Origin of the sequence: Adlercreutzia rubneri (assembly GCF_009755265.1) — a bacterium.
Classification (GTDB): Bacteria; Actinomycetota; Coriobacteriia; order Coriobacteriales; family Eggerthellaceae; genus Adlercreutzia; species Adlercreutzia rubneri.
In genome coordinates, this window is sequence record NZ_WPOO01000005.1 from 150,132 (window position 1) to 170,904 (window position 20,773).

The 20,773-nt window shown below is 65.4% G+C and carries 15 protein-coding genes; 1 reads left to right on the forward strand and 14 read right to left on the reverse strand.

The features are described 5' to 3' along the window. Positions 1 to 2: 2 nt before the first annotated feature. The 12 genes from GO707_RS04800 to glmU all read right to left on the reverse strand — a co-directional run bounded on the left by GO707_RS04800 (position 3) and on the right by glmU (position 16,940). On the reverse strand, positions 3 to 2,387 hold the full coding sequence (locus GO707_RS04800) for a RelA/SpoT family protein (RefSeq protein WP_114540590.1): 2,385 nt from the start codon (positions 2,385 to 2,387) through the stop codon (positions 3 to 5). A 49-nt stretch (positions 2,388 to 2,436) separates the two neighbouring features. Next, on the reverse strand, positions 2,437 to 5,778 hold the full coding sequence (gene recJ, locus GO707_RS04805) for a single-stranded-DNA-specific exonuclease RecJ (protein ID WP_157012330.1): 3,342 nt from the start codon (positions 5,776 to 5,778) through the stop codon (positions 2,437 to 2,439). A gap of 171 nt (positions 5,779 to 5,949) precedes the next feature. Further along, entirely contained in the window at positions 5,950 to 6,621 is a 672-nt protein-coding gene (gene queF / locus GO707_RS04810) for a preQ(1) synthase (RefSeq protein ID WP_269747971.1), read from the reverse strand. Positions 6,622 to 6,972: 351 nt separating this feature from the next. Beyond that, positions 6,973 to 7,662 (reverse strand): 7-cyano-7-deazaguanine synthase QueC, encoded by a 690-nt coding sequence (gene queC / locus GO707_RS04815; protein ID WP_157012332.1) that lies wholly within the window; start codon positions 7,660 to 7,662, stop codon positions 6,973 to 6,975. Between the two features lie 21 nt (positions 7,663 to 7,683). Then, entirely contained in the window at positions 7,684 to 8,469 is a 786-nt protein-coding gene (locus GO707_RS04820) for a radical SAM protein (protein ID WP_157012334.1), read from the reverse strand. A gap of 3 nt (positions 8,470 to 8,472) precedes the next feature. After that, positions 8,473 to 8,898 carry a 6-pyruvoyl trahydropterin synthase family protein gene (locus GO707_RS04825; RefSeq protein WP_157012336.1) on the reverse strand — a complete coding sequence of 142 codons (426 nt, stop codon included), beginning with the start codon at positions 8,896 to 8,898 and terminating at the stop codon, positions 8,473 to 8,475. 316 nt (positions 8,899 to 9,214) lie between these two features. Further along, positions 9,215 to 9,832, reverse strand: a complete 618-nt coding sequence (locus tag GO707_RS04830) for a YigZ family protein (RefSeq protein ID WP_114540585.1) — start codon at positions 9,830 to 9,832, stop codon at positions 9,215 to 9,217. Continuing rightward, positions 9,832 to 11,733, reverse strand: a complete 1,902-nt coding sequence (locus GO707_RS04835) for an ABC-F family ATP-binding cassette domain-containing protein (RefSeq protein ID WP_302385057.1) — start codon at positions 11,731 to 11,733, stop codon at positions 9,832 to 9,834. Before GO707_RS04835 ends, GO707_RS04830 begins: the two co-directional genes overlap by 1 nt. A 471-nt stretch (positions 11,734 to 12,204) precedes the next feature. Beyond that, positions 12,205 to 13,617: an MFS transporter gene (locus GO707_RS04840; protein WP_157012340.1), complete on the reverse strand. Its 1,413-nt coding sequence runs from the start codon at positions 13,615 to 13,617 to the stop codon at positions 12,205 to 12,207. A 138-nt stretch (positions 13,618 to 13,755) separates the two neighbouring features. After that, positions 13,756 to 14,328 carry an aminoacyl-tRNA hydrolase gene (pth, locus tag GO707_RS04845; protein WP_418655106.1) on the reverse strand — a complete coding sequence of 191 codons (573 nt, stop codon included), beginning with the start codon at positions 14,326 to 14,328 and terminating at the stop codon, positions 13,756 to 13,758. Between the two features lie 181 nt (positions 14,329 to 14,509). Continuing rightward, complete coding sequence (locus GO707_RS04850; RefSeq protein ID WP_022740387.1) at positions 14,510 to 15,475, reverse strand: ribose-phosphate diphosphokinase; 966 nt, start codon at positions 15,473 to 15,475, stop codon at positions 14,510 to 14,512. 88 nt (positions 15,476 to 15,563) lie between these two features. Next, a complete protein-coding gene (gene glmU / locus GO707_RS04855; RefSeq protein ID WP_157012342.1) occupies positions 15,564 to 16,940 on the reverse strand; it encodes a bifunctional UDP-N-acetylglucosamine diphosphorylase/glucosamine-1-phosphate N-acetyltransferase GlmU in 1,377 nt (458 codons plus the stop codon). Positions 16,941 to 17,053: 113 nt separating this feature from the next. On the opposite strand from glmU, the gene GO707_RS04860 reads away from it, so the two are divergent. Continuing rightward, positions 17,054 to 17,566 (forward strand): DUF6125 family protein, encoded by a 513-nt coding sequence (locus GO707_RS04860; protein WP_157012344.1) that lies wholly within the window; start codon positions 17,054 to 17,056, stop codon positions 17,564 to 17,566. Between the two features lie 13 nt (positions 17,567 to 17,579). On the opposite strand, the gene GO707_RS04865 is transcribed toward GO707_RS04860, so the two are convergent. Further along, the gene (locus GO707_RS04865; protein ID WP_157012346.1) at positions 17,580 to 20,081 is read right to left on the reverse strand and encodes a heavy metal translocating P-type ATPase; all 2,502 of its coding nucleotides are present in this window, start codon (positions 20,079 to 20,081) and stop codon (positions 17,580 to 17,582) included. A gap of 12 nt (positions 20,082 to 20,093) precedes the next feature. Continuing rightward, positions 20,094 to 20,498: a metal-sensing transcriptional repressor gene (locus tag GO707_RS04870; protein WP_232325593.1), complete on the reverse strand. Its 405-nt coding sequence runs from the start codon at positions 20,496 to 20,498 to the stop codon at positions 20,094 to 20,096. Positions 20,499 to 20,773: the final 275 nt, after the last annotated feature.

Consider the following 20,773-nt stretch of genomic DNA (forward strand, 5'->3'; position numbering starts at 1 on the left):
TCTCAACCTTTCTTGCTTGATCCTTGGGGCATCATTCTACGGGCGTCGAAGACGCCGTCGATGGCGGACAGGCGCTTTGTCATCCGCTCGATAACCGCCAGATCGGACAGCTGGAAGAGGAAGCGCATCTCCACCATGCCGTCGCGGTGGGTGGTAGTGTTGCAGGACAGCACGTTGGCCCCCATCTCGGAAATGACGCGCGTCACGTCCAGAAGCAGGTTCATGCGATCGAGCGCCTCGATGTAGATTTCCACCTGGTAGGTGGCCGCCGTGGGCGTGCCCTCCCATTCCACCTCGATGATGCGCTCGGGATGCCGCTTCAAGTCGAGCGCGTTGGGGCAGTCGGCCCGGTGCACCGACACGCCGCGGCCGCGAGTCACAAACCCCAAGATATCGTCGCCGGGCACGGGGTTGCAGCAGCGCGACAGGCGCACGAGCACGTCGTCGACGCCCTTCACCACGATGCCCTGGGACGAGTGGGTCTCGTGCTTCTTCGGGCGCTTCACGCTCGTGAGCATCGGAGCCATGATGCCCGTGGACGAGGCCGACGTTCCCACCGTGGGCTTCTCCGCCTCTTCGTTGCCCTTGTCCACCAGGATCTTCAGCAGGCGGTTTGTGACGTGCTGGGCCTTCTCCTTGCCCGTGCCGATGTGCACGTACATCTCGTCGGGGTCTTTGAAGCCGAGCGCCTCGGCCACCAGCTTCAGCGCCCGCATCGACTGGGCGCTCGACAGGCCCAGTCCGTGCTTGCGCATCTCGCGCACGAGCATGTCGCGGCCCATCTGCATGTCGTCGGAACGGGTGATCTTCGAGAAGTAGGAACGGATCTTGCTGCGGGCCGAGGGCGTCTTCACGATGTTCAGCCAGTCGCGGGAGGGGCTCGCGCTCTTCTGGGTGAGCACCTCCACGCGGTCGCCCACCTGCAGCTGATAGGACAGCGGCACAATGGAGCCGTTCACCTTGGCGCCCACGCAGTGGTTGCCCACCTCGGTATGGATGGCGTAGGCGAAGTCCACCGGCGTGGAGCCGGCGCGCAGGCTCATGACCTCGCCCTTGGGCGTGAACACGAAGACCTCCGTGTCGTCGAGGTCCATCTTAAGCGACTTCAAGAACTCGCGGGAGTCCTCGGTCTCGTCCTGCCAGTCCACCATCTGGCGCAGCCACGCCAGCTGGGCGTCCAGGTTGTCGGCGGCGCCGGGGCGCGAGGCGCCGGTCTCCTTGTAGCGCCAGTGGGCCGCCACGCCGTACTCGGAGTTGCGGTGCATCTCCTCGGTGCGGATCTGCACCTCCAAGGGACGCCCCGCTGGCCCCATGACCGTCGTGTGCAGCGACTGGTACATGTTGAACTTCGGCATGGCGATGTAGTCTTTGAAGCGGCCGGGCATGGGGTGCCACAAGGTGTGCACCGCGCCCAGGGCCGAGTAGCAGTCCTTCACCGAGCTGGTGATGATGCGCACGGCGATGAGGTCGTAAATCTCCGAGAAGCCCTTACCCTTCTTCGTCATCTTCTGGTAGATGGAGTACAGATGCTTCGGACGCCCCATGATCTGGGCCGAAATCCCCACCTTCCCCATCTCCTCGTGGAGCACGGCGATGACGTCGGCCAGGTACTTCTCGCGCTCGGCGCGGGACTCGGTCACCATGCGGGAGACCTGCTTGTACTTGTTGGGCTCCAGGTAGAAGAAGGAGAGGTCCTCCAGCTCCCACTTGATGGAATTGATGCCGAGGCGATGGGCGATGGGGGCGTAGATCTCCAGCGTCTCGCGGGACTTGAAGATGCGCCGGTCCTCGCGCAGGGCCGCCAGTGTGCGCATGTTGTGCAGGCGGTCGGCCAGCTTGATGACGATGACGCGGATGTCCTTGGACATGGCCACGAACATCTTGCGGATCGTGGCCGCTTGCTCGTCGGTGAGGGATTCCACCTCGATGCGGGTGATCTTGGTGACGCCTTCCACCAGCGCCCGCACCTGCGGGTTGAAGGTGCGCTCCACTTCCTCGGCGGTCACCTTCGTGTCCTCCACGGTGTCGTGGAGCAGCGCCGCCGTGATGGTCTCGGCGTCCATGCGCAGATCGGCCAGGATGATGCCCACCTCGATGGGATGGATGATGAACGGCTCGCCGGACTTGCGGCACTGGCCCGCGTGAGCGGCGCGGGCAAACTCGAAGGCACGGCGCAGCATGGCCTCCTCCGGCGCGTCCATGTACGCGCTCGTCAGGCGCGCGAGTTCGGCGAAGCGGTCCTCGGGCGTGGCGGGCCCGCGCTCGATGGCCGAATCGGCCGTGGGATGCGGACGGCCCAAAAGCGCGTCCACCGTCTCCTTGGTGGCCTTCCCGGCGCTGACGGCATCGGCCGCGGCGCGGACGGAATCGTCTCTCTCGACGCTCACGGGCGCCTCCCTTCTCCTTAACGCGGACGTATCCGCGGATCGTTACTGGTTAATGTCCCTGGCCCGGCCGGTTTTTCGGCATGATGGGATGGGAAAGGCGCACCGTGAGCGTCGGCCCGTCGGTGCCCAGCGCCCAGCGGCAGAAGCCGCCGAACAGCGTGCGCTCGTCGATGCCCTCGCGGTAGCGCACCGAATCGGTGAGCTCCACCTTCGACGCCCCCTCGCGCACCCGCACCCACAGATGCGGGCGGCCGCCCTCGTAGACGGTGCGCGTCTCGATGAGCCCGAGCTCGCGGAACACGGCCAAGCCGCAGGCGGCGGAGGTGGGGCTCACGGCGCGGAAGGCGTCGGAAGCGGCCTCGGCCAGATCGGCGTCGGCCACGCAAAAGTAGTCGTCGGGGGTATTGCGCTGCAGCGAGCGCAGCTTGCGGTACACCTGGGCCATCACATCGTGGTCCGGCGTCGCGTCGGCCAAGATGCGTTCGTTGATGGAGGCGTCCCCGCGCCCGTAGAGCAGATGCACCCACGCCGGCTTCCCATCGCGCCCGGCCCGGCCGCTCATCTGGTTGAACTCCACGTCGCTGAAGGGCAGATGATACAGCACCACGTGCCGGATGTTGGGGATATCGACCCCTTCCCCGAAGGCCGAGGTGGCCACGAGCACCTTCAAGTCGTCGCGACGGAACAGCTCCTCGATGCGCTTGCGCTCGTCGCGGGAGAGCCCCGCGTTGTAGAAGCCGATCATGCAGGCGAGCTGCGGCACCCGCCGGCGCAGCATGCGCGCGAGCGCCACGGAATGCTCGCGGGAGTTCACATAGATGACGGTCTTCTCGCCCGTGGCCACCAGGGAGGCCAAATAGTCTTCGCGGTGCGGGATGTTTCGCTGGTCGTCCAGGTACAGGTTGTCGCGAGCCGTCTCGTCGATGACCGAGTCCTGAATGGGCAGTACCGCATCGATGTCGTCGGCCACGGCGTCGTTGGCCGTGGCGGTCACCGCGAGCACCACGGGGTCTCCGAGCCGGGTCAGCGCCCGGTCGAGCTGGGTGTAGGCCACGCGTTGGCCGGCCTTGGCCTGGCCGATGTGGTGCGCTTCGTCCACGACGACGAACCCGACGCGCCCCGAGGCCGCCAGCTCGTCGGTGTGGAACATGAGGTACTCCGGCGTGGTGAGCACGATATCGAGGCTCCCGTCGGCCAACCCCGCGTACACCGCCGCGCGCTCCTCGGGCGTCGACTCGCCGGTGATGACGGCGCTCACGATGCCGAAGCGCTCGAGGCTCGCCCGCAGGTGGAACACCTGGTCGGCGATGAGCGCCCGCAAGGGGTAGATGAACAGGCTCACGGCATGGTCGGTCAGCGCGCGGAAGGCGGCATAGGTTTGGAAGCACAGCGACTTGCCGCGTCCCGTGGCCATGACGGCGAAGGTGGACTTCCCCGCCCGCAGCCGATCGAGAATCTCTCGCTGGGCCGGATGCAGCGGGCGGTCGCCGATGATGGCCTTCACAATGGCCGCCTCCAAGCCGTTCGGATCGCGCCGGGCCGTCTCCTCCCACTGGGCGCGGCGGGGGGCCAAGTCGGGCAGCGCCGGCTCGGGCGCCTCGTCGGCGGCCGCAAGGTCGGGTTCCCCTTCCGCCTCGGCGAACAGATCGGCGGTGAACGACACGGCGTCCGGGTCGAGACAGGCCTCCAAAGCGCAGCAGCTGCGCGCCGGGGCCACGGTTTCCAGCATGGCCTTCACCGAGCGGCGGCCGCGCCATTCGTCGATCTGCACCGTGAAGGCGGCGTCCACCACCGCGTCGTTCACGAGCAGCGCGTCGATGGCCGCGCAGTGGAACATGATGCCGGCCACCGATGCGCGCCCGTTGGTGAGCGTGCAGGCGAAATGGTCCTTGGTCTGGCCCACGGCCCGGGTGTTCACGAGCGTCACGTTCCGCGCGAGGAAGGTGGGCTGGGGGTTCTCCTGGCCGAAGGGGGCGAGCCGCTCCACGAGCGCCACGGATTCGAGCGTCAGCTCGTCCAGGCTCACGAGCGCGTCCACCTCGGTCAGCGGATGGAAGGCCGCCTCCGGCAGCTTCTGCATATAGGCGTCGAGGCGCTGAGCGAAGGCCTTCAAATTTTTGGTGGGGATGGTGACGCCCACGGCCGCCCCATGGCCCCCGAAGCGCTTCGTGAGATACGAGATCGACTCCACCGCCTCGAAGAGATTCACGTTGCCCACGGAGCGCCCCGAGCCGCGGGCCTCGTCGCCGTCGATGGTGAACAGGAGCGCCGGCACCCCGTAGGTGTTCACGAGGCGGGAAGCCACGATACCCTTCACGCCCTCGTGCCAGCCCTCGCCGGCCACGACAAGCGCCCGCTGGCCGTGGTAGATCCTGCCGGCCTGCTCCTTCGCGATGTCCGACAACTCCGCCTCGATGGCGCGCCGCTGGTTGTTCACGTCCTCCAGGGCCTCGGCCATGGCGCAACACTCGCCGTAGTTGTCGCACATGAGCAGATCAAGCGCCAAATCGGCATTGCCCATGCGCCCGGCGGCGTTCAGGCGCGGGATGAGGGAGAACGACAGGTTCGTGGCCGAAAGCGGTTTGCCGGCCTGACCCGTGGTGGCCAGAAGCGCGGCGATGCAGGGGCGCGGATTGGTGTTCATGCGAGTGAGGCCGTCGGCCACAAGGGCCCGGTTCTCGTCGCGCATGGGCATGAGGTCGGCCACGGTGCCCAAGGTGGCGAAGTCGGTGTAGCTGCGCCACAGGTGCGGAAAGCCCAGGCGGCTGCCGAGCACCTGCACGAGCTTTAAGGCCACGCCCACGCCGGCGAGGATAGCGCTGGGGCAATCATCGGCCATCTTCGGATCGGCCACGGGAACGCCCTCGGGCACAAGGTCGGCCGCCTCGTGGTGGTCGGTGATGTAGACCTCCACCCCGGCTTTCAAAATGTCGGCCACCTCGCTCTTGCAGGCGATGCCGCAATCCACGGTGACGATGACGTCCGGCTCTAAGGCCCGGGCGCGCTCGAAGGCGGCGGCGGTGATGCCGTAGCCCTCCTCGAAGCGACGGGGAATGAAGGGGAAGGCGCAGGCGCCGAGAGCCCGTAGGCCCCGGGTGAGCACGGTGGTAGCGGAGATGCCGTCCAAATCGAAGTCGCCGAACACGACGATGCGCTTCTTCTCGCGGATGGCGTTGATGAGTCCGTCGGCCACTTCCGCCAGCCCCGGGATTTCCAGGGGGTTGCGCCAGTCGCGGTCCAGCGAGGGATTCAAAAAGCGCTTGGCGGCCCGCACCGTGGTGATGCCGCGGGCCACAAGGGTCGTCGCGATGAAGCGGGGCAGACCGAGGTCGTGCGCCAGACGCGCGACGATCTGCGGATCGGCCTCCCGGATGCTGAATTGGGCGGTCATAATGTGCTAGCTACCTTACGTGCGTTCTTTTTCGTAGTTCGGAAGGTATTTTCGCATAAAGCTCGCATTCTGTCACCGCAGCACGACGGCGGCGCGGCAATTTCCCACGGCACCGCCCGGGCAGCTCATCGCAAGCCGTCAATCGACGCTCGGCAGCGAGTCGCACAGCGCCTAGCGATTGTCCACTTTCTCGGGGTATAGGTCGTGCTGGGACAGGCGCGTCCAGGCCACTTCCTCCCAGCGAGTGCCGGGACGCCCGTAGTTGCAGTACGGGTCGATGGAGATGCCGCCGCGCGGGGTGAACTTGCCCCAGACCTCGATGTACTTCGGATCCATGAGCGCGATGAGGTCCTTCATGATGATGTTCATGCAGTCCTCGTGGAAGTCGCCGTGGTTGCGGAAGCTGAACAGGTACAGCTTGAGCGACTTGCTCTCCACCATGCGCACATCGGGCACGTAGGAGATGTAGATGGTGGCGAAGTCTGGCTGGCCGGTGATGGGGCACAGGCTCGTGAACTCAGGGCAGTTGAACTTCACGAAGTAGTCGTTTCCCGGGTGCTTGTTCTCGAAGGTCTCCAGCACCGACGGATCGTAGTCGGTAGGGTACTGGGTGTGCTGGTTGCCGAGCAGGGTGACGCCGCCGGCGCGGGTCTCGCCCTCGTCGCGCCCGGCCGGGGCAGCCGCGGGGGCAGGGGCAGGGGCGACCGGCGCAGAACCAGCATCCTCGCGAGCCAGATGGGCCGCGATGGCAGCCATCGCCGAGGTATCCACCGACCCCTCGGGCTTCCCCGTTGCATCATCATCGCTGCCAAACAGCGCTTCAGCCATATCCATTGGTTTCATCTTGCAACTCCAATATTCTTTACCATCATACTTGTATATCGAACGCATGTATGCTAATATGAGTATTGCAGGGAGCACAAAGCCCACTGCATTCACCCCGCAACCATGCTAGCTAGGAAAGGGGGTGATGCAGATGAGCGATATGCTGGCCTTAGTCCAAGTCCTGATTGGAGCTGCCACCTTTATCGTAGCCGTTCTGGCTCTGATAAAAGAGAACCCGCCGACCAGCGGCGGGAACTCCAATCACAACGGTGAGGACTAGGCACCCTCACCACGGGGCGCTCCGTTGGGGCGTCCCTTTTTTAGGCAGACATACTTTACCACAGAAACCAGATCGCCACAAGCAAAGCGCTACCCCAACGCCGGGTCTTCGACGCCGTTGGCGGCGAAGGCGGCGGCGCGGTCGAGACAGGTGGCGCAGCGGCCGCAGGGCGCCTCTCCCCCTTCATAGCATGACCAGGTGAGCTCGTAGGGCACGCCGAGGGCCAGCCCCTCGCGCACGATATCGGCCTTCGACCAGGTGACGAACGGGGCTTCCAAGCGAAGCTCGCCGCCGGTGCCCTCCACGATGGCGCGATTCATGGCCTCCACGAACTCCAGCGAGCAATCGGGATAGGCATTGCCGGCCCAGTCGTCGTGGTGGGCGCCGTAATAGACCACCGAACAGCTGAGGGAAAGGGCCATCGAGGCAGCCGAGGAAAGGAAGAGCCCGTTGCGGAAGGGAACGTAGGTGCTCACCGGACCGCCGTCGCCAGCGGCCTGCTGCTCGGCGTAGCTGGACTGGGGAACCGCCGCATCGGAATGATCCAGAAGCGAGCAGTCGCTGTCGGCGAAGATGGCGCCCAAATCGAGGAAGCGCTGCTGCACGCCGTAATGGGCCGCCACGGTGCGGGCCGCCTCAATCTCGCGGGCGTGCTTCTGCCCGTAGCTGATAGAGAGCGCATACACGTTTTCCGCTCCGTACTTGCTCACAGCCCGGGCCAAAAGCGTCGTGGAATCGACGCCGCCGGAGCACAGCACCAGAGCTTTGTTTTTGGTCATGGTTCCTATCCTTCCAGATCCTTAGACCCCGCGCGTCTCGTCGGGCCAGATGATCTTGTGCAGCTGCAACTGCAAACGGGCGCGGTCGAGGCCGTGCTCGATGAGGTAAGCGGCGATCTCGGCCGGCTCGATAGCGCCCCATACCGGGCTCACCAGCACCGCGCAGCGATCCCACAGCCCCACCTCGTCGGCGCAGCGCTCCATGAAGGCCAGATCATCCTCGGTGCCCACGACGAACTTCACGGCATCGCGCATATCCAGCAGCTCATAGTTCTCGCGGCGCATGGCGGCGGACACCGCCTCGCCGGCCGTGGGCGTCTTCCAATCCACCGTGAAATGCAGGCTGCCGGGCAGCCCCGCCTCGGCGCAGGCCTCGCGCAGATGCGCCATGGGGCTCAAGTCGCGCGAGCCATTGGTCTCGATTTCCACGCGCAAGGGGCGCGGGTCGTCCACTGCGAGCAGAGTCTGCACCAAATCGGGCAGGTAGGGCTGCAAAAGCGGCTCGCCGCCAGTAAGCGTCACGCACGACACGCCGGTCTCGGCCACCCAGGCCGCGAGGTCGGGCACGCTCCAGCCCTCCACTTCCACCAGCGGATGGTTCGCCCAGCGGGTGTCGCAGTAGGTGCACCACATGTTGCAGCCGGCGAACCGGATGAAAGCGGCCGGCCGCCCCGCCGCCAGACCCTCCCCGTTCACGGACACGAACTTCTCCGCCACGGGGAACAGCTGAGCACGGGGAGCGATGGTATGGCGCGCCTGATGCCGCTCGGCATCCAGCAGGCCGTCGTTCTCTTCCTCGGGCACCATGGGCTATCGCTGCTCCCGGTAGTAGGCGCAGTTGTTGGGGGTCTCGTAGACCTCCACCTGAGCCACGGGCAGCCCGCGTTCAGCGAGCGCGTCGAAGAACCACTTGGCGAAGTTTTCCGCCGTGGTGCGGAAGGGCACGATGAACAGGGCGAAGCCCTCACGCTCGAGGCACGCCAGGGTGTCGGGGGCAAGGGAGCCCTCCTCCACGATGAAATGGTGGTCGAGCCGCTCGGTCAGCGCACGCAGCTCGGCCTTGAACTCGCCGAAATCCACCACCATGTCCTTGCAGGTGCCCTCCGTCTGCAGGTGCTCCACCTCCAGATAGGCCACCACGCGCCAGCGGTGCCCGTGCAAGTTCTCGCACTTCCCGTGGTAATCGGTCAGAAAATGAGAGGCATCGAACGAGCTCTCCGTCTTCAATCCGTACATGTCGAATTCTCACCAATCTACGAACATTTGTATGCTATAATCAACCTCGCAGGGAGCACACGCCCTCTGCATTCACCCCACCACGATGCTAGCTAGGAAAGGGGGTGATGCAGATGAGCGATACGCTGGCCTTAGTCCAAGTCTTGCTTGGGGTGGCCTCCTTAATTGTGGCCATTTTGGCCCAAATAAGAGAGAACCCGCCGAATAACGGCGGGAACCCCTCGCAAAATGACGAGGATTAGGCACCCTCGCCGAAGGGCGTTCCGTTTGGGGCGCCCTTCTTTAGGCAAGAGCGATTATAGCACAGGCGCGCCCCTTAGAACGCCGCGTCGAAGGGCTCCGTCACGATGATTTCACTTTGGCCGCGGGTGAGCTCGGTGAGCTTTTCCAGGAAGGAGGCCTGGGTGCCGTCGAGCATGCGGAAGGTGAGCAGGACGTTCTCGGCGAAGTCGCTCTCGGCAAGCTTCGCGCCGCAGCCCTCGGCCACCCGGCACAGCTGCTCGTACAGACCGTAGGGAACTTCCAGAACGATGTCGACGCAGACCGACACCGTGACGATGTCCGCCGCTTCGATGGCCGCTTTCGTGGCGTCGGTGTAAGCGCGCACCAGGCCGCCGGTGCCGAGCAGAATGCCGCCGAAGTAGCGGGTGACCACCACCGCCACATCTTCCAAGCCCGCATGCTGAATGGCCTCGAGGGTGGGCATGCCCGCCGTCTTGGCCGGCTCCCCGTCGTCGGTGTAGCGCACGCGCCCGCCCCGCAGCACATAGGCATACACGTTGTGGCGCGCCATGCGGTGGGCCGCCTTCACCTCAGCGATGAACGCGAGCGCCTCTTCCTCGGTGGACACCGGCGCGATCTGCCCGATGAAGCGGCTCTTCTTCTCGACGATCTCCGCCTCGGCGGGAGCGGCTATGGTCTTGTACGCGGCCACTACTCCCCCAGTTTCTCGGCGGCTTCGAACCATTCCAGCTCGAGGGATTCTATCTGAGCCTCGAAGTCGGCGATCTCCTCTTGCATGGCGGTGAGCACCAGGTAGTCGGACTGGTCGGCGGCAGCCATTTCCAGCTGCTTCTTCTCGATCTTGCCCTTTAAGGTCTCGATCTTCTTCTCGTTGGAAGCCATGAGCTTGCGCAGGGCGCGCTGCTCGCCGCCGGAGAGGGCAGGGGTGGAAGGGGCGGCCGCATTCCCGGAATCATTGGACGCCGCGGACGAGGGGCGACCAAGGTCGCCCCCGACGGAGGAACCAGGACGGTTTGCGATGCCGTTTCCAGGACAAGTTCCAGAGCCGCCCCTGCGGCCGCCCTCAGTGTTTTTCGCCGCCTCGCGGTCGGCCTCTTCCGCGAGCTTCAGGTACTCGTCGACGCCGCCGGGCAGGTGGCGCACCTTGCCGTCGATGAGCGCGAACTGGTGGTCGGTCACGCGCTCCATGAGGTAGCGGTCGTGGGTGACGAGCAGAAGCGTGCCGGGCCAGCCATCGAGCAGGCTCTCCACCGCCGCCAGCATGTCGGTGTCCAAGTCGTTTCCCGGCTCGTCCAAGATGAGCACGTTGGGCTCGTCCAGCAAGATGAGCATGAGCGCCAACCGACGCTTCTGGCCGCCGGACAGGTCGCACACCGGCTCGTTCTGGTCATCTTTGGTGAACCCGAGCCGTTCGAGCAGCTGCCCCGGTGTCATCTCCTTGCCGTCGAGCATCGTGCGCCGCGAGTAGCGCGAGATCACCTGGCGCACGCGGTCGTCGCCGAGCTTGCGCAGCTCGTCCAAATGCTGCGACAGCACGGCGAAACGCACGGTCTGGCCGATTTTCACGCGCCCGGAATCGAGCGGCTGCAGCCCTTGGATGATGCGCAGAAGCGTCGTCTTGCCGATGCCGTTGGCGCCCACGATGCCGTAGCGATCGCCGGGGCCGATGATCCAGTCGACATCGTCCAAGATGACGCGGTTCCCGAAGCGCAGCGATGCGCCTTTCAGATCGACCACCTGCTTGCCGAGGCGCGCCATGGCCATGCGCTTGAGCTCCAGCTCGTTGCGCAAGGGCGGCACGTCGGCAATGAGCGCCTGGGCGGCGGCCACGTGGAACTTGGGCTTGGTGGCCCGGGCGCGGGCGCCGCGGGATAGCCACGCCAGCTCGCGGCGCAGGGCGTTCTGGCGCTTCTGCTCGGCCAGAGCCTCCAAGCGATCCCGTTCCACCCGCTGCATGATGTAAGCGGAAAAGCCTCCCTCGAAGGGCCAGACACGGCGGCCGTGCACCTCCCACATCGCCTCGCAGACCTCGTCGAGAAACCAACGGTCGTGGGTCACCACGAGCAGCGCCCCTGCCCCGCGGCGCCAGCGAGTCTTCAGGTGCTCGGCGAGCCAGGTGATGGCGCGCACGTCCAGGTGGTTGGTGGGCTCGTCCAGCATGAGCACGTCCCAGTCACCGATGAGCAGCCGGGCCAGATCGACCCGCCGCCGCTGGCCGCCCGAAAGGGTGCCCACTGTCGCGTTCCAATCCACATCCTCGAGCAGCCCCGCGATGATGGCGCGAACCCGAGGGTCGCCGGCCCATTCGTATTCGGGACGGTCCCCCACGACGGCCCGTTCAACGGTGTCCCCATCGCGTAAGTCGTCGCTCTGGCCGAGCATGCCCACCGACACGCCGCGGGTGCGGATGACGCGGCCGTCGTCCACTTCCACGTCGCCGGAGAGCACTCGCAGAAGCGTGGACTTGCCATCGCCGTTCTGGCCCACAATACCGATGCGGGCCCCCTCGTCCACCCCGAGGGACAGTCCCTCGAACACCGTCTTCGTGGGGAATTCCACCCGCACCTTTTCACAACCGAGAAGAAACGCCACGAAGGCCGCCTTTCACATTGGAGACCGCGCCCAACCTCAGGATTGCCGGCCCCGTTCGTTTATCACATCTCGCGCCTCCACCAAGCCGCGAGGCACGCTTCGCAAGTCAATTCGATACGCCATCGATTATAAACCATGGCTCTTTCCAGCGGCTCCATCCCCTCAACGAAACGAGCACTGAAGCCCTTCGGGAGCAAAATGGCTTGGAAATGACGAAACATCGGTCAGGTTGATACCGTCCCGGGGAAAATGGCTTGGAAATCACGAAAGATCGGTCAGATCGGTGCTTTTCCGGGCGAAATGGCTTGGAAATCACGAAACATCAGCAAAACGACGCCCACTGCAGCGAAAAAGGAGTGATTTGTCTCGGAAAACCGCAGATGAAGGTTAGTTTCTTTTAACTTTTAAGGGCCAAGAAACCGATGTTTCGTCATTTTCAAGCCATTTCAGCGAGTTGAGCTCGCTTTCCGCTCAGCGGATCTTCCAAAGCGCCGTCACCAGCACGGCGGCGGCGAACAGCGTGGAGAGGGCGAAGGCCAGCCGATAGGGCAGCGCGGACAGGCTCGCCCCGCCGTCGACGGCAGCAGCGCCGGCAGCGGCCGGATCCGCGACGGCTACAGCTGCACCTACCACGGTGACGATCAGCATCATAAGTGCCGTGCCGAGCGAGGCGCACACCTGACGGGCCGTGGCGAAGAACGCGCTGCCGTCCATGACGAGGCCGCCGTTCAAGCCCGACAACCCATAGGAGTTCAGCGGCCCCACCAGCCCGCTCACACCCACGGCGCGCACACCCTGCAGCAGCGTGAGGACCCACAGCGGCGTGCCTGGGCCCACGAACGTGAACGAGGCGGCTCCCACCGTGAGGAAGACCGAGGAAGTGATGCACACGGCCCGGGCGCCCACCTTGTCCACCAGCACGCCGGCCAACGGGTTCACGAACAGCGCCACCACCGTGGCGGGGATGAACGCGATGCCAGCATCCAGTGCCGTCATATGGCAGGGCCCTTGGATGAACAGCGGCAGAACGAGCGTGATGCCCATGAACGACGCGAACAGGCAGTTCTGCGCCACGAACCCGGGCCGGTAGTGACGCGACGCGAAAATATCCAAGCAGATGAGCGGATGGGCGATCACGCGCTGGCGCCGCACGAACACCGCGATAAACACCGCACCCAGAAGCGCCGGCAACCACACCGAAGGGGCGGACAGCGGCATCGTGGCCGCGTTAGAGGCTCCCAGCAGAAGGCCGCCGAAGCCCAGCGTGGACTGCACGAACGACGGGTAGTCGAACACCGGGCGCGCGTCGTGGTCGCCGTGGCTCTTCACCAGAACTGCGTTGGCGACCCACAGCACGGCGAGAAGGCCCGCAAGTATGATGTAGAAGCTGCGCCATCCCCAGCTGCCGGCGAGCGCACCGCCGATAAGCGGCCCGATATTGGGCGCGAACCCCATAGCGATACCGCCGATGCCCATAGCCGTGCCCGTGCGCTCCCGAGGAAAACGCGTCATAGCCACCGACTGCACGAGCGGCAGTGTAATGCCCGTGGCGATGGCCTGCAGCACCCGAGCCGCAACAAGCACGGCGAAGACCGGAGCGAAGAGACCGGCCACGGAACCCGCCAGGTAGAAGCCCAGCGCCAAGTACACCAAGCGCTTCAACGAGAACCGGCGCGCAAGGTAAGTGACCACCGGCACCGTGACCCCCATCGTGAGCATGTAGATGGTCGTGACCCATTGCCCCTGCGCCGCATCGATGGCGAAGTCGTCGCACACTTCCGTGAGCATGGAGTTCATCACCGTTTGGGTGAGAGAGCCCAAAGCGCAGGTGATGACAACGATGGCGAACAGGGCGTAGGTGTGCCCCTTCTCGGAAAGATGCATGGAAACCTCCGTACCTTCAGCATGACAGGGCGTTCGAGATTTCGCTCGGGCACCCGAAATCTGGCACGTGGCTACAAAACGAACGGAGGGACGCACCGCGCCCCTCCGCCATTATAACGCTCGATCTTGGAATTCGAGCTAGTTGAATTTCTGCTGGGTCTTCTCCAGCCCGTTGTCGATGAGGCACAGCACCGCGTCCGCACCCTCGGACACCGCGTGATCGAAAGCCTCGGTGTCGTCCTTGCTGCGCGGGCGCGAGAGCACCCAGTCGACCACGGGCTTGCGTCCCGGCGGCCGCCCGATGCCGATGCGCACCCGGAACCAGTCGCGCGTGCCCAGCTTGTCGCAGATGGAGCGCAGCCCGTTGTGCCCGGCGTGCCCGCCGCCGAACTTCACGCGGATGGTGCCCGGCTCGATGTCCAGCTCGTCGTGGACGACGATGAGATGGTCGGGGGCCACGCCATAAGCGCGCATGAGCTTGCTCACCGGGCCGCCGGAGGTGTTCATGAAGCTCTGGGGCTTCACGAGCAGAAGCTCATGACCGCGGTAGCTCGCCTTCCCCACAAGCGCCCCGCCCTCGTTCTTCCAATAGCGCACGCCGAGCTCATCCGCCAGCGCGTCCACCGTATCGAACCCGGCGTTGTGCCGCGTATGCTCGTACTCCTCGCCCGGATTCCCCAGGCCCGCAACCATATACAACTCGTTATCCATATGCTCCGTTCGCCTTGTCATTCATATTCGGAAGAGTAGGCCCGAGACCCGGGAGAGGGGGCCCGCGCGCAGTTCATTGAAGTGCAAAGAAAGAAGGCCCGAGACCCTCGACGTGACCCGCACTTCAATGCTGTTTGAGCACGGGTCCCCTCTCCCGGGTCTCGGGCCGGACAACCAAAAACTACTCGAAAAGCTTCCCAATGCTTCCGTTGTTGTACACGACATCGATGGTCTGGGCGAACAGAGGCGCGATGGAGAGCACCTTGATCTTGCCGGTCTGGCGCGCGAGCGGCACGGGCACCGCATTGGTGACCACCACTTCCTCGATGCAGGAGTTCTCCAGACGCTCGTAGGCCGGGCCGGAGAACAGGCCATGGGTGGCGCAGGCGTACACCTCGGCGGCGCCCTTGGCCTTCAGCGTGGCCGCCGCGGCCACAAGGGATCCGCCGGTGTCGATCATGTCGTCGTTAAGGATGCAGATCTTGTCGGTGACATCGCCGATGAGCGCCGTGATCTCGGCCTGGTTGTGCTTCGGACGATCCTTGTGCATGATGGCGATGTCGCAATCGAGCGCCGTGGAGAACTTCTTCGCCGCCTTCGCGCGACCCACGTCCGGCGAGACCACGCACAAGCGCTCGGGATCGAAACCCTTGTTGCGGAAGTAGTCCACGAAAATGGGCATGGCCGTCATGTGGTTCACGGGGATGTCGAAGAAACCCTGGATGGCGTCCTGGTGCAGATCCACCGTGATGATGTTGTCGATGCCGGAGACCTCGAGCAGATCGGCCACGAGCTTGGCCGTGATGGGCTCGCGCGGGGCGGCCTTGCGGTCCTGACGGGCGTAACCGTAGTGCGCGATGACCGCCGAGATGGAGCGGGCGCTTGCGCGCTTGGCGGCATCGGCCATGATGAGCAGCTCCATGAGGGCGTCGTTCACGTCGAAGGTCTCGCTCGCGCACACCGACTGGATGAGGAACACGTCGGCGCCGCGGATGGACTCCTGATAGCGGGCGTAGATCTCGCCGTTGGCGAACTTCTCGTGCTTGATGTTGCCGAGGTTCACGTTCAGATACTTGGCGATCTCCTCGGCCAGCTCCGGATTCACCGAGCCGGAGAACAGGATCATGCGCTTGGTCATCTCGGTCATGGGGTGCGTCCCTTCTGCGACGGGTCTTTCAGCTTCGATTATTGTAGTACGATGGGCCGCTTCGTGCGGGCTGAAGCGGCCCGACCGACTATTTCTTCTTCTCGATGGGGTGCGCCGCCACCCAGCCTTCTATCTCCTGCTGTCTGGCGCGCCCGAGGGCCAGCGCTCCCGGCGTCACGTCCTTGGTGATGGTGGAACCGGCGCCCACGAGCGCCCCGGCGCCGATGGTCACGGGCGCCACCATCATGGTGTCGGAACCGATGAAGGCGCCGTCCCCGATGATAGTGGCGTGCTTGTTCGCGCCGTCGTAATTGCAGGTGATGGAGCCGGCGCCGATGTTCACGCCCTCCCCCATGGTGGTGTCGCCGATGTAGGACAGATGCGGCACCTTCGAGCCCTTGCCGATGGTGGACTTCTTGATCTCCACGTGGGTGCCGGCCTTGGCGCCCTCGCACAAGTGCGCCGCCGGACGCAGGTAGGCGCGCGGACCGCAGGTGGCGCCATCGTCGATGAGCGCTTCCACCGCCACGGTCTCGTCGATGCGGCAGCCGCGACCGACGCGCGTGTCGGTCAGGCGGCTGTCGGGGCCCACGACGCTGTCCTCGCCGATCGTCGTCTTCCCCAGCAGCATGACGTTGGGCAGAAGCTCCACGTCGGGGGCGATCTCCACCTCGGGGCCGATGTAGGCCGTGGCCGGATCCCACATCGTGACGCCGGCGGCCATGTGCGCGTCGTTGATGCGCCGCTGCATGACGCGGGTCGCCTCGGCCAGCTGGCCGCGGGAGTTCACGCCCAGGCACTGCTCCGCATCGCTCGTCTTATAGGCGAGCACGGGCCGCCCGGCGGCGCGGCTGATGGCCAGCACGTCGGTAAGATAGAACTCGCCCTGGGCGTTGTCGGAGTTCACCTGGGAAAGCGCGTCGAAAAGGGCACAGGCGTCGAAGCAGTAAACGCCGGAGTTGCACTCGGTGATGGCCGCTTCCTCGGGGCTCGCGTCCTTCTGCTCGACGATGCGGGCCACCTCCCCGGCGCCGTCGCGCACGATGCGACCGTAGCCGAAGGGGTTTTCAAGCTCCATGGTGAGCACGATGACCGCCGCGTTGTGCTCCTCGCGCAGAGCCGCCATCTGGCGAATGGTCTCGGGCTGAATGAGCGGGGAGTCGCCGGAGAGCACCACGACGGCGCCGTCGAAGCCGGCCAGGGCATCGGCGGCGGCCAGCACCGCGTCGGCCGTGCCGCGCTGGGCCTCCTGCACGACGACCTCGGTATCGCCTTCCACCAAAGGGATCACCTGGTCGCGCATATGCCCCACCACGGTGACGACCCTATCGGCGCCCGCCTCCTTGGCCGCTTCCACGACCCACCGCACGAGCGGGCGGCCCAGCACCTCGTGAACCACCTTCGGCTTCTTCGACTTCATACGGGTACCGGCCCCCGCGGCCAAAATAATCGCAGCAGTTTCCATGAAACGCCTTTCTATAGCTATACGTGCGCTCGTTCGCGCCCATTTCCAATTGGCCTAGTATAGCGCAAGGAGCCTATAATCGAGCAGGTCGACACTAGGGAAAGGAGGCGACCATGGCCCAAGGATTGGATGCGCTGACCCGTGAAGAACTGGTCGAGCTTTTGGAAATCACCGCGAAGGACCTCATCGCGCTGGACGGGACGTGGTTCCAATCGCTGGAACGCGAGCAGGGCATGGACACGGCCATGGAGCACGACCGTGTTGCCTGGCGACGCTTCGTGCCCAGCGAGGCCCGACGCTTGAAGAAGCTGCTCGACCTTTCGGATAGATGCGGACTTGAGGGACTCGCCGAGGCGCTGCCTTTGCGCTGCACCTCACTGGCAAACGAATGGGAGATTTGCCGGGAAGACGACGCGCTCGTCTTCCGCATCACCGACTGCCGCGTGCAGAACGCCCGCGCGCGCAAGGGGATGGAGTTCCACCCCTGCAAGAGCGTGGGCGAACTGGAGTACGCCGGCTTCGCTGCCGCCTTGGATGACTGCATCCACTGCGAATGCGTCAGCTGCTTCCCCGACATCACCGACGAAACTTGCAACTGCGCCTGGCGCTTCCGAATGGAGGGGTAGACCGCGCTCCCTTCTACTTGAACCGTTTCAGCAGAAGGGAGTTGCTGACGACGCTGACGCTGGACAGCGCCATGGCAGCGCCGGCGAGGGCCGGGGCGAGGATGCCCACGGCGGCCAGCGGAATCATGATGCAGTTGTAGATGAGCGCCCAGAACAGGTTCTGCTTGATCTTGCGCATGGTGGCCTTCGACAGGCGCAAAGCCACGATGAGGTCGGACAAGCGGTTGCGCATGAGCACCACGCTTCCGGCGTCCAGAGCCACATCGGTGCCCGAGGCCAGCGCCACGCCGACGTCGGCGGCGGCCAGCGCCGGGGCGTCGTTGATTCCGTCGCCCACGAAGGCCACGACGGTCTTCGCGCCGGCGGCCGCATCCTGGGCGGCGCTCGCCGGAGACTCCAGGGGCACAGGCTCGGCGGGAATGCCCATGTCGGGGTCGGAGGCGGCCATGAAGGCGGGGTCAGTCACTTCCATTTCCAAAATGCGCTCGTCGTCCTTCTCGGTATCGCGGGCCTCGGCGGCGGCATTGCCGAGCATGGCGATATCGGCGGCGCCCCGCACGGCGCGTACGCAATCGGCCTTCTCGAGCGGTTTCACACCGGCGAACACATGGTCGGGCGCGATGCCCATCTCCTCGGCGATGGCCCGGGCCGTGGGCGCGGCATCGCCGGTGACCATGTAGGAGGTCACGGAGAAATCGCGGGATAGCTCGCGCACCGTGGCCGCCGCATCCGGCTTGGGTTCGTCGCGGAACTGGATGCGGCCCGCAGGCGCACCGTCGACGGACACGAGGGATCCCGAGGCCCCGGCTTCGGCCTTCCCGACGCCCACGAACACCTCGTGGCCTTCCACGACGCCGCGCACGCCCTCGCCGACGACGGCCTCGAAGGACTCAGCCGCGGGCAGCGGCGCCAGGCTGCGCCCGGTCGCATAGGTCACGACGGCGCGGGCCAGGGGATGCTCGCTCTTCGCCTCCAGAGCGGCGGCCAGACGCAGGGCGTCATCGGGAACATCGCAGGCCACAACGACCGGTTCGCCCTGCGTAAGGGTGCCCGTCTTGTCGAAGACGGCCGCCGTGAGGTTGCCCATGGTCTCCAGCACGGTGCCGTCCTTGATGAGCACGCCGAGCTGGGCGCCCTTCCCCATACCCACGGTGAGCGCCGTGGGGGTCGCGAGGCCCAGCGCGCAGGGGCAGGCCACGCAGATGACGGCGATGGCCGGCATGAGCGCCTGAACCAGGCGGCCGTCGGAACCAGCTGGCACGACGAAGAACCACGCGCAGAACACGACGAGCGCAATCAGCAGGATGGCGGGAACGAACACCGCAGCGATGCGGTCGGCGATGCGCTGGATGGGGGCCTTGGTGCCCTGGGCGTCCTCCACGGCGCGCACGATGCGGGCCAACGTGGAATCGGCGCCCACGCGCAGGGCGCGCACGGTCACCGCGCCGGTGGTGTTCTGGGTGCCGCCGGTCACCGCGTCGCCTTGGGCCTTCACCACGGGCAGTGTCTCGCCGGTCAGCATGGACTCGTCCACTTCCGTGGCGCCTTCCACCACCACACCATCGACCGGCATCTTCTCGCCCGGCCGCACGAGCACCGTGTCGCCGGCCACCACCTGGGCCAGCGGCACCTCGCGCTCCTCGCCGCCGCGGACCACCCGCGCCGTTGGCGGGGTGAGGTTCATGAGCGACTCGATGGCCTGGTTCGTGGCGCCCTTGGCGCGGCTTTCCAGCATCTTGCCGAACAACACGAAGGTGATGAGCATGGCACAGGTCTCGAAATAGGGCATGCCGTCGTTGATGGCGAGCGCCGCATGGCTTTCCCAATCCCCCGTGATCACCGGCAAAAACGTGATCCACAGCGAGAACAGAAACGCGATGGAGGTACCGAGCGCCACGAGCACGTCCATATTCGCCGAGCCGCCTTTAAGCGAGCCCCAGGCGCCCTTGTAGAACCGTGCGCCGCAACCGAACTGCACCGGGGCCGTGAGCGCCAGCAGCAAGAGGTTCGCCGCGAACATGGCCTGCACATGGGTGGGCTCGGGCACGAACAGCCCCGCCAGGGCCGCGCCCACCCCCATGTGCCAGCCGGGAATCATGCCGATGGCCACAATAACCACCGTGAGCACGGCCGCCACGCCGAACACCTTGCGATCGCGCTTGGCCCGGGCGGCCTCGCGGGCGCGGCGCTTCTCGTCCACCAGCGGTGCGTCCTCGGGAATGATCTCGGCCGTGAAGGACAGATTGTCGAAGACGGCGAGCATGTCGTCCACGCTGGCCTGGGCCGGGTCGAACACCACGCGCCCCGTGTTGTTGGCCAGGTTCACCGCCACATCGACGACGCCGGGCGTGGCGCGGTAGTGCTTCTCGATGTTGGCCGCGCAGTTCGCGCAGTGCATGCCGTCGATGGCCAGACGCAGGTTGGCCCAGGGCGCTTCGCCGTCGTGCTGCGGCGCCTCTTGCCGAGTCGTCTCCTGCTGTATCGTCTCCTGCTGGATTGTCTCTCGTTGGGACATAGCTTGCCTTCCTTACTTCGAGAAGCGGCTCATGAGCGCCATCACTTCGTCGATCACCTCGTCGTTGCCGGCGCGCACCTCTTCCACCACGCAGGTGCGCATATGCTCGGCCAGCACCATCTCCGACACGCGCCGCACCGCCGCCTCGGCGGCGGCCAGCTGGGTGAGCACATCCCCGCAATAGCGGTTGTCCTCGATCATGGCCTTCACGCCGGTAAGCTGCCCGATGGCCCGGTTCAGCCGCTTCTGCATATCCGCCTGCAGCTCGGTGCTGCGCGGTGTGTTCTTGTGCCGGCAGGGGCAATCGGGCACGTGGCCCGTTCTACCTGCACCAGTCTTGGCCGCCGCCTGGGCCGCCCCGGCCTTCGGCATTGTCTGCGCCGTCCCTTCCCCGCTGAATGCTTTCTCGTTCTTCATAGTATTCCTTCGCTCATAGCTCCGGCTTTCATTCTCGAAAAGAGCTTATACCCCTAGGGGGTATTTTCGTCAAGCAGGAAAAGACTGCAGTCAACGAAGACCCACGATTTTGCATGAGATTGACGGTTATGAGCGTCTAGAGAATCTAAGGGGGGTGCGGACAGTTACTTGGACAGCGGCCTACGCCGCCAGCCCCAACCGCCTCCTGCGGTTGTCTATCGTATCGTAGACGGTCCTGCCGCCCTCCCGGAAGGCCTTTAGACGGACGGTCGAGT

Bases quoted from the DNA above. Each gene is read 5' to 3' on its own strand.
- recJ (WP_157012330.1), bottom strand. From the start codon at position 5,778: ATGACCGCCCAATTCAGCATCCGGGAGGCCGATCCGCAGATCGTCGCG.
- queF (WP_269747971.1), bottom strand. From the start codon at position 6,621: ATGAAACCAATGGATATGGCTGAAGCGCTGTTTGGCAGCGATGATGAT.
- queC (WP_157012332.1), bottom strand. From the start codon at position 7,662: ATGACCAAAAACAAAGCTCTGGTGCTGTGCTCCGGCGGCGTCGATTCC.
- GO707_RS04820 (WP_157012334.1), bottom strand. From the start codon at position 8,469: ATGGTGCCCGAGGAAGAGAACGACGGCCTGCTGGATGCCGAGCGGCAT.
- GO707_RS04825 (WP_157012336.1), bottom strand. From the start codon at position 8,898: ATGTACGGATTGAAGACGGAGAGCTCGTTCGATGCCTCTCATTTTCTG.
- GO707_RS04840 (WP_157012340.1), bottom strand. From the start codon at position 13,617: ATGCATCTTTCCGAGAAGGGGCACACCTACGCCCTGTTCGCCATCGTT.
- pth (WP_418655106.1), bottom strand. From the start codon at position 14,328: ATGGATAACGAGTTGTATATGGTTGCGGGCCTGGGGAATCCGGGCGAG.
- GO707_RS04850 (WP_022740387.1), bottom strand. From the start codon at position 15,475: ATGACCGAGATGACCAAGCGCATGATCCTGTTCTCCGGCTCGGTGAAT.
- glmU (WP_157012342.1), bottom strand. From the start codon at position 16,940: ATGGAAACTGCTGCGATTATTTTGGCCGCGGGGGCCGGTACCCGTATG.
- GO707_RS04860 (WP_157012344.1), top strand. From the start codon at position 17,054: ATGGCCCAAGGATTGGATGCGCTGACCCGTGAAGAACTGGTCGAGCTT.
- GO707_RS04865 (WP_157012346.1), bottom strand. From the start codon at position 20,081: ATGTCCCAACGAGAGACAATCCAGCAGGAGACGATACAGCAGGAGACG.
- GO707_RS04870 (WP_232325593.1), bottom strand. From the start codon at position 20,498: ATGAAGAACGAGAAAGCATTCAGCGGGGAAGGGACGGCGCAGACAATG.